The organism is Kribbella solani (genome assembly GCF_014205295.1).
Taxonomy (GTDB): domain Bacteria; phylum Actinomycetota; class Actinomycetes; order Propionibacteriales; family Kribbellaceae; genus Kribbella; species Kribbella solani.
In genome coordinates this window covers 1,831,563-1,843,795 of record NZ_JACHNF010000001.1, presented here as the reverse complement: position 1 = coordinate 1,843,795, position 12,233 = coordinate 1,831,563, and the positions used below count along the sequence as shown (strand labels likewise).

Genomic DNA, 12,233 nt, shown 5'->3' with positions numbered 1-12,233 from the left:
CGTGCCTCTCAAGATGGGAACGGTCAATATTGGAACGATCAGTGCAAAACCAGGGCATGCGTACGCCCCCGGTGGAACCGATGGCAGGTCAGAACGGCCGGAGCGCCGCTTCGACGACGGCTTCCTGCTGGGCGCGTGGGGCGCGCCGGCGGGCGGCGACGTTCAGGCCGCCGAGCACCGTGAACACATAGATCGCCAGCCCGGCCGCGTCCTGGTCCGGGTCGATCTCGCCGGCGCCTTGCGCCGTCCGGATGGCCGCGGTGAGCGCGGCCAGCTTGCGGTCGTGATCGCAGTCGAGCAGCGCCGCCAGCTCGGCGTCCGTCGGTCCCAGCTCGACGATCGTGTTGATCACGAAGCATCCGATCGGGTTGGCGGGGTCGGGGTCGACCGCGGCCCAGAGAATTCGCCGGACCCGCTCGCGGATCGGCAGCGCGGTGTCCTGGATCATCGCGAGCTGTGCGTCACTGAAGTCCGCCACGTACCGGCGGATGGCCCGGTCGAACAGATCGTGCTTGCTGGTGAACGTGTTGTAGATGCTGCTCCGGCCGAGGCCGGTCGCGTCGCACAGGTCCTGGGTCGAGGTCGCCTCGTACCCGGTCCGCCAGAAGACGCGCATCGCGGCGTCGACCGCTTTGTCCTCGTCGAACGTCCTTGGTCTGGCCATGACTCCGAGGTTAGCACGTTCTGGACTGATCTATCCAAAACTACACCGATAGCATCTGCGCATCGACGTGAGTGGCAGCGGCTCTTCGACAACAGGCCGCTGCTCGGTTTCACTCGGGGGAGTTGTCCGACAAGCAACTGGGGAGCATCGTGAGGTTGTTCAGACCTGGGGGGCCATTAGCCCTTGCGCTGGTGGCGGGGATCGGTTCGATTGTCGCCGTGACCGGCCCGGCGGCCGCTGACGGCACCAGAACGGTTTCGTATCGCGGCTACCAAGTAACCGTTCCAGCAGCATGGCCGGTGGTCGACCTGGCCGCCGACCCGACCGCGTGCGTCCGGCTCGACCGGCCCGCCGTCTACCTGGGCCGCAGTACGGCCCAAGCGGACTGCCCGGCCCACCTGGTCGGCCGGAGCTCCGGCCTGATCCTGGAGCCATTGACCAGCGCGGAGCCATCCACCGACGGCTTGCTGCGCCGCCAGATCACCGACGCGGGCGTACTCGCGACCGCGTACTACGCGCCGGGCGCCGAGACTGCCGCGAACGGTCTTCTCGCCACCGGCCGGGTGACCAGCAAGGCGCAGTCCGGACGCGCGGCGATCGCCCGGCCGCTCGCCGTGACGCCGTCGGTGGTTGCTACCGGCAACTTCGCCGGAAACGCCTTCGACGCCTGCGACGCGCCGACCCAGGCGACCATGGACGCCTGGCGACCGGCGTACCAGGGCGTCGGTGTCTACATCAGCGGTTCGGTCCGGACCTGTGGCACGCAGCCGAACCTGACGTCCGGCTGGGTGTCGGCGAATGCCGCGAAGGGCTGGCAGTTCCTGCTCCTCGACGTCGGCCTGCAGGCGCCCTGCTCGACGAGATTCCCGGTGTCGAACCGGATGTCGTCGGTCGCGGCGACAGCGATGACGCAGGGCCGGAACGCCGCGATCAACTCGGTGGCCGCCGCGCAGGCGCTCGGTTTCGCCCAGCGGAGCGCGATCTACAGCGACATCGAGGACTATCCCTCCACCGCGGCGTGCAAGGCGGCCGTGCTGTCGTACCTGAGTGGCTGGACGCAGGAGCTGAACTCACGCGGGTACGTCGGTGGGGCGTACGTCAGCGCCGCGTCCGGCGGGGCGGATCTGGCCAGCGTGTACACGAGTACGGCGTACACGCGGCCGGACAACATCTGGTTCGCGCACTGGGGAGCGACGCCGGTTGGTACGAGCCGATTCATTCCGGCGACGTACTGGAACAACCACCAGCGGGTGCACCAGTTCGCGGGCAATGTGTCCGAAACCAACGGTGGCGTGACGATGAAGATCGACCGGAACTACGTCAACCTGACTGCGCCGCCGCCGCCCGTCGCCAGCCTCAGTGTCACCGGTGGGGTCGCGGCCGCCACCCTGCGCTGGACGAAGCCGGCCAACACGACGCTCGGCCAGATCATGGTCCGGAGTTCGGCCGGCTCGAACCCGCCGCTGCTGCCGACGTCGGGTACGGCGGTGTACAACGGCGCGGCGAGCATGTTCACCCAGACTGGCTTGCCGAACTCGGCCAGCTACGCGTACCGCGTGTGGGTGAAGGACAGCAAGGGCAAGATCGGGCCCGGTGTCGACGTACGCCTGGTTGGTACGAAGGCAACGATCGGCGCGACCCCGGCGTCGGTGATGTACACGGGTGCGGTGACGGTGTCGACGACCGTGACCCGGCTCGACGGTGCCGCGAAGCTGGCCGGCGTACCGGTCGTGCTGTACGCGAAGGCGAAGAACGCGACGAAGTGGTCGACGGTCGGATCATTCAAGTCCGATGCCAATGGGGTGGTGTCCACTTCGCAGAAGCCGGGCGTGTCCACGTACTACATGTGGGGACACAACGGCGCGGCCGGGCTCCTTGGTACGCGCAGCGCGGCCACGTTGGTGGAGGTGCGCCCGGCGATGTCGGCGTACCTGACGCCGGCCGCGATCAAGCTCGGCGCGTCGACGCTGCTGTACGGGTACCTGAACCCGCCGCACGCGGGCATGACCGCCTACCTGCAGCGGCGGTCGGGTACGTCGTGGGTGGCCGTGACGACCGGCAGGCTGACGACGAACGGGAAGTTCGCGTTCAGCATCAAGCCGACGGCGCGGGGTACGTACACGTACCGCGTGGTGTGGCTCGCGGACGCCGACCACCAGGGCACACAGACGGCTTCGAAGGTCCTGACGGTCAGCTGAGGCAACGACTCTGGATCCGCTGCCCGGCGGGCGGCTGATCCTCGGCATCCTGACGACCGGGTGGACCGGCGAGCCAATTCCGAGACGCTCCGTCTCGCCGATGCCCGCGCGATCATCGCGGCCGGCCCACCGCGGTAGTTCGGCCGACGGGGGTTTTGCTGTCGCGGCTTCAGGTGTCTAATCGGAAGGGTTGCGGTAGTTCGGGAGGTCCACATGGCAACTGTTGGTGGACAGGCCGGGGTCGCCGCACGCGCCGGGTCCGCCGCCGCACCGCGGCGGCGGCAGCTGGGGCGGGCGATCGGACGGGTGCTGTCGACAACCGATCACAAGGTGATCGGCCAGATGTACCTGATCACGTCCTTCTGCTTCTTCCTGGTCGGCGGCGTGATGGCGCTGATCATCCGCGCCGAGCTCGCCCAGCCAGGCCTGCAGTTCGTCAACGAAGAGGTGTACAACCAGCTCTTCACCATGCACGGCACGATCATGCTGCTCCTGTTCGCGACCCCGCTGTTCGTTGGCTTTGCCAATGTCATCATGCCGGTGCAGATCGGCTCGCCCGATGTCGCGTTCCCCGCGGCTGAACATGTTCAGCTATTGGCTGTTCCTGTTCGGCGGCCTGATCACGCTCGGCGCGTTCCTCACCCCGGGCGGCGCGGCCGACTTCGGCTGGACCGCGTACTCGCCGCTGTCCAACGCGATCCGGTCACCGGGCGTCGGCGGCGACCTGTGGATCATGGGCCTGTACCTGGCCGGTCTGGGTACGATCCTGGGCGGCGTCAACTTCGTCACCACGATCGTGACCATGCGCGCGCCGGGCATGACCATGTTCCGGATGCCGATCTTCTGCTGGAACGTGCTGGTCACGTCGATCCTGGTGCTGATCGCGTTCCCGATCCTCGCCGCCGCGCTGCTCGTCCTGGAGGCGGACCGATCTCTCGGGGCGCATGTCTTCGACGCGGCCAACGGCGGGCCGATCCTGTGGCAGCACCTGTTCTGGTTCTTCGGGCATCCAGAGGTGTACATCATCGCGCTGCCGTTCTTCGGCATCGTCACCGAGGTGCTCCCGGTGTTCAGCCGCAAGCCGGTGTTCGGGTACATGGGTCTGGTCGCCGCCACGATGGGCATCGGCGCGCTGTCGATCGCGGTCTGGGCGCACCACATGTTCACCACCGGCGCGGTCGCGCTGCCGTTCTTCTCGTTCATGACCTTCCTGATCGCCGTACCGACCGGGGTGAAGTTCTTCAACTGGATCGGGACGATGTGGGGCGGCGCGGTGTCGCTGGAAACCCCGATGCTGTGGTCGATCGGCTTCCTGGTCACGTTCCTGTTCGGCGGTCTGACCGGGGTGATCCTGGCGTCGCCGTCACTGGACTACCAGCTGCAGGATTCGTACTTCGTGGTCGCGCACTTCCATTACGTCGTCTTCGGGACGGTCGTGTTCGCGATGTTCGCCGGGTTCTACTTCTGGTGGCCCAAGATGACCGGGCGGATGCTCGACGAGAAGCTCGGCAAACTGCACTTCTGGCTGCTGTTCATCGGGTTCCACACCACGTTCCTCGTCCAGCACTGGCTGGGCGTGGAGGGCATGCCGCGACGGTACGCGGACTACAGCCCGGCGGACGGCTTCACGACGCTGAACGAGGTGTCGAGCGTCGGTGCCTTCATCCTCGGCCTGTCGATGCTGCCGTTCTTCTACAACGTCTACAAGTCGCGGCGCAGCCCTCGCGTCGAGGTGGATGATCCGTGGGGCTGGGGCCGTTCGCTGGAGTGGGCGACCAGTTGCCCGCCGCCACGGCACAACTTCGTGTCGCTGCCGCGGATCCGCTCCGAGTCGCCCGCGTTCGACCTGCATCATCCGGACCTCGCGCCGCACGCGCACCACCACCAGCTCGAGCTCTAGGGGAGATCGTTCAGCAGCCGGGTGAGCTCCTGGTTGGTGTGCTGGGGTGACGGGCTGGTGGAGGCAAGCAGATCCAGGGCATGGGTGTACGCCTCGACGTCGTCGCGCTTGTCCAGGTAGAGCGCGCTGGTCAGATGCTCCAGGTACACGATGTCGGGCAGGTCGCGTTGCGGGAACCGGAGTAGTGAGAACGCGCCACCGGTCGCCGCGTGGCCGGTGCTGTGCAACGGGATGATCTGAATCGTCACGTTCGGCCGGGTGACCGCTTCGCGGAGCGCGGTGAGCTGCTCGCGGAGCACGCCGCGACCACCGATCGGGCGGTGCAGGACGGCCTCCTCGATCACTGCCCAGAACTTGAGCGGCGGCTCCCGGTCGAGCACCCGCTGGCGGCGCGTCCGGAGCGCGACGATCCGCTCGATCTCGGCGTCGGTGCGGGATCCGCCGGGACTCAGTCGCGCGACGGCCCGGGCGTAGCCGGCGGTTTGCAGCAGGCCTGGCACGAACTGGATCTCGTAACTCCGGATCAGGTCGGCGGTCACCTCGAGCCCGAGGTAGGCGTCGAACCAGTCGGGCGTGACGTCACCGTACCGATGCCACCAGCCCGGGTCGTTCGCCTCCCGGGCCAGGTCGAGGAGCCGCTCCCGCTCGCGGGCGTCCACCACCCCGTACAGACTGAGCAGGTCGGAGACATCGCGCTCCTTGAAGCCGACCCGGCCGAGCTCCAGCCGGCTGATCTTCGACTCCGACGCGCGGATCGCCCAGCCGGCGTCCGTACGCGAAACGCCGGCGCGCTCGCGCAGCTCCCGCAGATGACTTCCCAGCATCATCCGCAAAGCCGTCGGCCCCACCACCCCACGCCCCGCCATAACCACAACCCTACACCATTATCGAACAGGTGTTCCCATCTGATCCGGGCCGGCTGCGGGGGTTCAGTCGCGGAGGTACTCGGCTCGCCAGCGGAGGATGGAGGGGGTGGTGGGGCTGGGGGCTCGGTCGAGCTGGATCAGGTGCAGGTCGGGGGTGGTGAAGGACTGGATGGTGGCCCGGGTCAGCGGCCAGGGTGGGCCTTGAGGCTCGCCGGACTGGGGGTCAGCGTCAGAAGTGGGTGCGTCAGAGGGGGCGGCAGCGGCGTCGGGGGCCGCGGCGGCTATCACCAGGAGGGTGCCGCCGGGGGCTACCAGGCTGGTCACGTGGTGGATGGCGGTTGGCTGGAGGGGCCGGGGGAGCGCTTGGACGGTGTAGATCTCGACCACCAGGTCGAAGGCCTGGTGCCAGTCCGCGGGCGGGTTGAGCAGGTCGGCGACCCGGTAGTGCGCTCGCGAGCCGGGGTGGTTGCGGTGAGCGGTCTCGATCGCGCTGGGGGAGATGTCGAAGGCGGTGGTGTCGTAGCCGCGGTCGGCGACCAGCTCCGCGTCCCAGCCGGTGCCGGCGCCGACAACAACCGCGGTCTTGCCGGTGCCCTCGGGCTGCGACTCGTTGATCCAGTCGACCAGGAGTTGATGCGCCGTACCGCGGTCCCACGGCACGACCGCCTCGCCGTCGGCCGCGGCGGCGTACAGGTCTTCGAACCAGCCGGTCGCATCGTCACGGTCCAGTGACTCGCGGGCCAGCCGACGGGAGACGACATCAGGATCTTCAGGCATGCTCCACACTTTCATGTCCGCGTTGAATTCAGTCAGGTCCGAGGTGGATCGAGCGGACGGTCTGGATCGTGTCCACGTCCGCGGGCGACTTGTCTTCGCGATACCGCAGCACGCGGGCGAACCGCAGCGCCATGCCGGCCGGGTACCGCGGTGAGGTCTGCACGCCGTCGAACGCGATCTCGACAACGATCTCCGGGCGTACGTACACGACCCAGTCGTCGCGGCGCGCGGCGATCTCCTGGAACCGCTCGGTCTGCCAGCGCAACAGCTCGTCGGTCAGCCCTTTGAACGTCTTCCCGAGCATCACGAACTCGCCCGTTTCCTCGTCCCGCGCGCCGAGATGCAGGTTCGACAGCCACCCGGTGCGGCGCCCGTGACCCCACTCGGCCGCGAGTACGAGCAGATCCAGCGTGTGCGTCTGTTTGACCTTCACCCACCCGGATCCGCGCCGGCCGGCCTCGTACGGCACCGTCAGCGACTTCACCATCACGCCCTCATGCCCGCGCCGGACGGCGTCCGCGAAGAACTCCTGGCCGGCCGCCGCGTCATCAGTCACCAAGCGCGGTACGCGGCGCTCCTCCGGCACCAGCTTCGCGAGCCACTCGTGCCGCGCGGTGCTGTCCAGGCCGAGGAGATCCTGCCCGTCCTGGTGCAGGATGTCGAAGAAGTACGGCGTCAACGGAACCGTGTCCGGCCCGGTCGCCGATCGCGTCGCCGTACGCGATCCAGTGACCTGAAACGGCTCCGGCCGCCCATCCGGCCGGAGCGCGATCAGCTCGCCGTCGAGCACGATCTGCCGCGCGTCCAAGGCGCGTACGGCAGTCACTACTTCCGGGACTCGCGCCGTGATGTCGTCGAGCGTCCGCGTGTACACGACCACGTGATCGCCGTTCCGGTGCGCCTGGATGCGAATGCCGTCCAGTTTCCATTCGAGGGCGGCCGGCGTACCCGTCTTGGCCAACGCCTCCGCGATCGTGGTCGCCGACTGCGCCAGCATCGGCTGCACGCCGCGCCCGACCTCGAGGCCGAACTGGGCCAGGCCCGCCTCACCTTCGGTCAGCACCGCGACCGCGACCGGAGCGGCCGCTCCGCGAAGCATCGTGGCCGCCCGGATCTTGCCGAGCGGGATGCCGGTCGCGCGGGCGACCGCGTCAGCCATCACCCCGTCCAGCGCGCCCTGCCGCAGCTCCCCGCTGACCAGCTGCCGCAGGAACCACTGCTCGTCGGCGGTCGCACGCCCAAAGAGCGCGTCGACGGCCGCCCGCCGCCGTGCTTGCACGCCGGTGCCGGACATCTCTGCCAGCTCGGCGAACGCGGCGTCGACCGCTACGACGGTCAGCGAGGCCTCCGCCGCCGGCTCAGGCGCGTCCTGCAAGGTCCGCCAGCCCACGCCCGTACGCCGCTGGCGGAGCTCACCGGACAGGTAGGTGACGACGATCTCGGTCACCGCGGACCCGGTCACCGCGGGCTGGGCGCTGCTCGATTCGGTGGCCTTCGACAACAGTCCGGCGATGAACTCGGCCTTCTTCAGCCGCGACCTTGTCCCGGCCAGCGCCGCCGACGTCGTGACCACCTCACTCAGCAACATGATCCCAGTGTCACTCATGCCCCGGACAGTTTCCGGACGGCGTTTCGGGGATCAGGGCGCCGGCGGCAGCTCGTCCAGGAAGTTCGCCGACGGGGTGAAGAACAGCCCGCCGGTGACCGCGGTGGAGAAGTCGAGAATCCGGTCGTAGTTCCCGGCCGGCTCGCCGAGGAACATCCGCCGCAGCATCAGCTCGGTCACGGACGGCGTCTTGGCGTACCCGATGAAGTACGTGCCGAACTCGCGCGTACCGACGGTACCGAACGGCATGTTGTCGCGGAGGATCTTCAGCTCGTTGCCGTCCGCGTCCTCGATCACGTTCAGCGCGATGTGCGCGTTGGCGGGCTTGGCGTCGTCGGACAGCTCGATGTCGTCCAGCTTGGTCCGGCCGATCACTTGCTCCTGCTGCTCGACGCTCAGCGTGTTCCAGGCCGTCATGTCGTGCAGGTACTTCTGCACGATCACATAGCTCCCGCCCGCGAACGCCGGGTCCTCGGAGCCGATCAGTACGGCGTCCGACGCGGTCGCGCCGGTCGGGTTCTCCGTACCGTCCACGAAGCCGAGCAGGTCGCGCATCTCGAAGTACTTGAAGCCGTGCACCTCATCGACCACCGTGGCGGCGCCGTCGAGTGCCTTCATGATCTGATTGGCCAGCTCGAAGCACTGGTCCAGGTGCGCGGCCCGGATGTGGAACAGCAGGTCGCCCGGCGTGGACGGCGCGTGGTGTTCGTCGCCGTTGAGCTCGACGAACGGATGCAGACCGGCCGGCTTCGGACCGCCGAACAGCCGGTCCCAGACGTCCGCGCCGATGCTGGTCACGCAGGACAGGCTGCCCGCCGGGACACGGAAGCCGACCGAGCGCACCAGGCCGCTGACGTCCTCCAGCAGATCACGGGTGGCCTCCTCGCCGCCTGGCTCGACCGCGACGACCAGAAAGATCGCCGAGCCGGTCAGCGGCATCAGTACCGACTGTGGCAGGGCTCGGGTCGCGGCAGCTGCCCCCGGTGCCGGTTCAGTAACCACCGTGTACTCCCTCCGTCGACTTTGGCCCGATCTTCTAGAGTCCAGACATGGACCCGCAACAGCCCGGACCACCTTCGCAACCGGGCCCGTACCCGCAACAGCCGGGGCCGTACCCGCCGCCTGGGCCGCCGGGTCCTTATGTACAGCCGTATCCGCAGCCGCACACTCAGCAGTATCCGGGACCGTACCCACAACCGTGGGGCGCACCGCCGTCGTACCCGGGTCAGTTCGGGTACCGCGAGCCGCGGATCATCCCGGCGCCGGAGGGCACCCCGTACCACCGGCTCGGCCGTACGCCGAAGCACGCCTGGTGGCGCCCGGTGGTCGGTACGCTCCTGCTCGGCGCGCTCACGCTCTTCCTGACCGGCTTCGTGGCGGTCGCCTGGGTGGTGGTGCACCGCGTCCTCATCGGCCCGCTGCCGGCGGCGAGCGGTACGGACCTGTTCTCGAGCGAGACCGAGAACCTGGCGCTCAACCTGGCTCTGCTCGGCGTACTGACACCGGCCGTCGGCCTGACGGCCTGGCTGGTCCAGCGCCGGCCGTTCTGGAGTGTCGCCTCGGTACTGAACCGGATTCGCTGGCGCTGGCTGCTCTGGTGCTGCCTGCCCGGCCTCGGGTACATCCTGCTGACCTACCTGATGGGCATCCTCGTCGACGCGGTGTTCCCGTCGAACGACGCGATCGGTCAGGACGGCGGGTCCTGGGTCGGCCTCGGTGCGTTCATCGCGCCGGCGCTGGTGATCATCGCGCTGGTGCCGTTCCAGTCCGCGGCGGAGGAGTTCGTGTTCCGCGGCTGGCTGCTGCAGGCGATCGGCGCGTACGGGCCGGATCAGCCGCACGGGCGGATGCGGTGGCTGCGGACGATCTTCCGGACGCCGTGGCCGGGGATCGTGATCGGTGGCCTGGCGTTCGTCTCGGCGCACGGGTACACCGGCTGGGCGATGGCCGACGTGTTCCTGTTCGCGGTCGTCGTCGGCTGGCTGACCGTACGCACCGGGGGACTGGAGTCCGGGATCGCGCTGCACGCGCTCAACAACCTGTCCGCGTTTCTGTTGCCTGCGGCAATGGGTCGGCTGAGCGGCTGGGACGAGCAGGGCGGCGCGCCGTGGACGCTGCTGGTGTCCGACATCCCGTGCCTGGCGTTCTACGCGTTCGCCGTGCTCTGGCTGGCCAAGCGCAAGCGCGTGGCCACGGTGAGCTGAAACTGGGCTGAAACTGTCGGTGGGCTCTGGCAGGGTTGCGTCCGTGACTGACGCGAACATCGAAGCCGTCCTCTTCGACTGGGGCGGGACGCTTGCCACCTGGCACGACATCGACCTGCACGACACCTGGCGGGCGGTGACGACCGTCCTCGACGCGCCCCGCGCCGAGGAGCTGGCGGCCCGGCTGGTCGCGGCCGAGGGGTCGATCTGGCGGCGCTCGCGCGACGAGCACCGCAGCAGCACCCTGGAGGAGGTCTGCGTACTGGCCGAGGTGGTGCTGTCGGCGGAGGCACTCGCGGAGTACGAACGGCAATGGGATCCGCATACCGAGCTGGAGCCGGATGCGATCGACACGCTTCGTGCGCTGCGCGAGCGCGGTCTGAAGGTCGGGGTACTGTCGAACACGATCTGGTCCCGGCGGCGGCACGAGGCGATCTTCGCGCGGGACGGGGTGCTGGAGTTGCTGGACGGCGCGGTGTACACGAGCGAGATCGCGCACACCAAGCCGCACCCGGAGGCGTTCCTGGCGGCGATGGGCGCGGTCGGGGTGAGTGATCCGTCGCGCTGCCTGTTCGTCGGCGACCGGCTGTTCGACGACGTGTGGGGTGCTCAGAACGTCGGCATGCGCGCCGCCCACCTCCCGCACAGCGCGATCCCGCTGGAGCAGATAGGCCACACCGAGGGCACCCCCGAGGCGACGATCCAGCGCCTGGCCGAGCTGCCGGCGTTGATCGACACCTGGAACAACCGCGCCGCCTGACGCCCTGCGGGATTCGCCCTGGACCGGGGCCTATCCGAAGCCCTGCTCCAGAACCCCGAGCTCCCCAAACCGGTTTGGGGCGGGATTCGCCCTGGACCGGGGAGATCTACTGCCTGATTTGGGTAGGCGGCGCTCCCCAAACCAGTTTGGGGAGCTCGGGGCGCGGGGAGGAGGCGGAGGGGGTGGAGGTTTGGTGTCATGTGGGCGACTCGCTTCGGCTAGCGGATGGTTACCTGGAGTGGTTAACGTCCAACCTCCTTGCCGACCGCCCTTGGAGGTTTTTCACATGTTCACCACCCGCCGTCGGTTCGCCGCGCTTGTCGCGGCGGCCGCTGCCGGCCTGACCCTCACCAGCGGGGTTTCCCAGGCGGCCCCCACGGAAGCGACCGGAACGCCCGCGACCACAGCCACGACGGACACCGCGCTGCACGTGATGTCGTACAACCTGCGGTACGCCAGCGCGACCCCGCCGAACAGCTGGCCGGAGCGCCGGCCGGTGATGCGCGAGCAGCTGAAGAAGACCCGCCCCGCGCTGATCGGCACCCAGGAAGGCCTGTACTCCCAGCTGCAGGACCTCCAGGCCGACCTGGGTCCGTCGTACGACTCGATCGGGCTCGGGCGGGAGGGCGGCAGCAAAGGTGAGTTCATGATGATCTTCTTCGACCAGCGCAGGCTGCAACCGCTCGAGTACGACCACTTCTGGCTGTCGGACACCCCGGACGTGGTTGGTTCGCAGACCTGGGGAGGCTGCTGCCCGCGGATGGTCACCTGGGTGCACTTCAAGGACAAGGCGACGGGTCGGGAGTTCTACGCCGTCAACACCCACCTGGAGGCGTACTCCGCGCCGGCCCGCGCCAAGTCTGCCGACCTGATCCTGCAGCGGATCGCCGGGTTCGACCCGGCCCTGCCGGTCATCCTCACCGCCGACTACAACGAAGCCGCCAAGCCCGGTCTGCCGGTGTACGACAAGCTGGTCACGAGCGGGAAGTTCGCCGACAGCTGGCTGACCGCCGAGCGGCGTAGCGCGCTGTACGCGACGTTCCACGGCTACAAGCCGCTGACGCCGAACGGGGACCGGATCGACTGGATTCTGACCACGCCCGGCCTGCGCGTACGGAAGGCGAACATCAACACGTTCAGCAAGAACGGGCAGTTCCCGAGTGACCACCTGCCGGTCGAGGCCTGGGTCTCGCTGACCCGCTGAAAACCGAAGGACCCCCCGGCCAGATCGTGGCCAGGGGGTCCTGAGGGGTTTCGG

The 12,233-nt window shown here is 68.5% G+C and carries 9 protein-coding genes and 1 pseudogene; 5 read left to right on the top strand and 5 right to left on the bottom strand.

The genetic code is table 11. The annotated features are described in order from the left end of the window. Nucleotides 1-88: 88 nt before the first annotated feature. The gene (locus HDA44_RS08155; RefSeq protein WP_184832633.1) at nucleotides 89-664 is read right to left on the bottom strand and encodes a TetR/AcrR family transcriptional regulator; all 576 of its coding nucleotides are present in this window, start codon (nucleotides 662-664) and stop codon (nucleotides 89-91) included. A 191-nt stretch (nucleotides 665-855) separates the two neighbouring features. Here HDA44_RS08155 and HDA44_RS08150 point away from each other — a divergent pair, with 191 nt between their 5' ends. Beyond that, nucleotides 856-2,862, top strand: coding sequence for a DUF1906 domain-containing protein (locus HDA44_RS08150; protein WP_337905721.1), 2,007 nt, complete (start codon nucleotides 856-858; stop codon nucleotides 2,860-2,862). A 213-nt stretch (nucleotides 2,863-3,075) separates the two neighbouring features. Then, nucleotides 3,076-4,762, top strand: a pseudogene (gene ctaD / locus HDA44_RS08145) (aa3-type cytochrome oxidase subunit I). On the opposite strand, the gene HDA44_RS08140 reads toward ctaD, so the two are convergent. The 4 genes from HDA44_RS08140 to HDA44_RS08125 all read right to left on the bottom strand — a co-directional run bounded on the left by HDA44_RS08140 (nucleotide 4,759) and on the right by HDA44_RS08125 (nucleotide 9,013). Then, the gene (locus HDA44_RS08140; RefSeq protein ID WP_238352392.1) at nucleotides 4,759-5,628 is read right to left on the bottom strand and encodes a helix-turn-helix domain-containing protein; all 870 of its coding nucleotides are present in this window, start codon (nucleotides 5,626-5,628) and stop codon (nucleotides 4,759-4,761) included. The pseudogene ctaD and the gene HDA44_RS08140 overlap by 4 nt on opposite strands. Nucleotides 5,629-5,691: 63 nt before the next feature. Beyond that, the gene (locus HDA44_RS08135) at nucleotides 5,692-6,405 is read right to left on the bottom strand and encodes a class I SAM-dependent methyltransferase (RefSeq protein WP_184832630.1); all 714 of its coding nucleotides are present in this window, start codon (nucleotides 6,403-6,405) and stop codon (nucleotides 5,692-5,694) included. 28 nt (nucleotides 6,406-6,433) lie between these two features. Next, a complete protein-coding gene (locus HDA44_RS08130) occupies nucleotides 6,434-8,011 on the bottom strand; it encodes an ATP-dependent DNA ligase (RefSeq protein ID WP_238352391.1) in 1,578 nt (525 codons plus the stop codon). Nucleotides 8,012-8,044: 33 nt separating this feature from the next. Further along, nucleotides 8,045-9,013, bottom strand: coding sequence for a Dyp-type peroxidase (locus HDA44_RS08125; RefSeq protein WP_337905720.1), 969 nt, complete (start codon nucleotides 9,011-9,013; stop codon nucleotides 8,045-8,047). Nucleotides 9,014-9,060: 47 nt separating this feature from the next. On the opposite strand from HDA44_RS08125, the gene HDA44_RS08120 reads away from it, so the two are divergent. The 3 genes from HDA44_RS08120 to HDA44_RS08110 all read left to right on the top strand — a co-directional run bounded on the left by HDA44_RS08120 (nucleotide 9,061) and on the right by HDA44_RS08110 (nucleotide 12,179). Continuing rightward, on the top strand, nucleotides 9,061-10,215 hold the full coding sequence (locus HDA44_RS08120; RefSeq protein ID WP_184832629.1) for a CPBP family intramembrane glutamic endopeptidase: 1,155 nt from the start codon (nucleotides 9,061-9,063) through the stop codon (nucleotides 10,213-10,215). 43 nt (nucleotides 10,216-10,258) lie between these two features. After that, nucleotides 10,259-10,975, top strand: coding sequence for an HAD family hydrolase (locus HDA44_RS08115; RefSeq protein ID WP_184832628.1), 717 nt, complete (start codon nucleotides 10,259-10,261; stop codon nucleotides 10,973-10,975). A gap of 286 nt (nucleotides 10,976-11,261) precedes the next feature. Continuing rightward, nucleotides 11,262-12,179, top strand: a complete 918-nt coding sequence (locus tag HDA44_RS08110) for an endonuclease/exonuclease/phosphatase family protein (RefSeq protein WP_184832627.1) — start codon at nucleotides 11,262-11,264, stop codon at nucleotides 12,177-12,179. The last annotated feature ends 54 nt before the right edge of the window (nucleotides 12,180-12,233 follow it).

Excerpts from the sequence above, each read along its gene's own strand:
- HDA44_RS08135 (WP_184832630.1), bottom strand. The coding sequence starts at position 6,405 with ATGCCTGAAGATCCTGATGTCGTCTCCCGTCGGCTGGCCCGCGAGTCA.
- HDA44_RS08130 (WP_238352391.1), bottom strand. The coding sequence starts at position 8,011 with ATGAGTGACACTGGGATCATGTTGCTGAGTGAGGTGGTCACGACGTCG.
- HDA44_RS08110 (WP_184832627.1), top strand. The coding sequence starts at position 11,262 with ATGTTCACCACCCGCCGTCGGTTCGCCGCGCTTGTCGCGGCGGCCGCT.
- HDA44_RS08140 (WP_238352392.1), bottom strand. The coding sequence starts at position 5,628 with ATGGCGGGGCGTGGGGTGGTGGGGCCGACGGCTTTGCGGATGATGCTG.
- HDA44_RS08120 (WP_184832629.1), top strand. The coding sequence starts at position 9,061 with ATGGACCCGCAACAGCCCGGACCACCTTCGCAACCGGGCCCGTACCCG.
- HDA44_RS08155 (WP_184832633.1), bottom strand. The coding sequence starts at position 664 with ATGGCCAGACCAAGGACGTTCGACGAGGACAAAGCGGTCGACGCCGCG.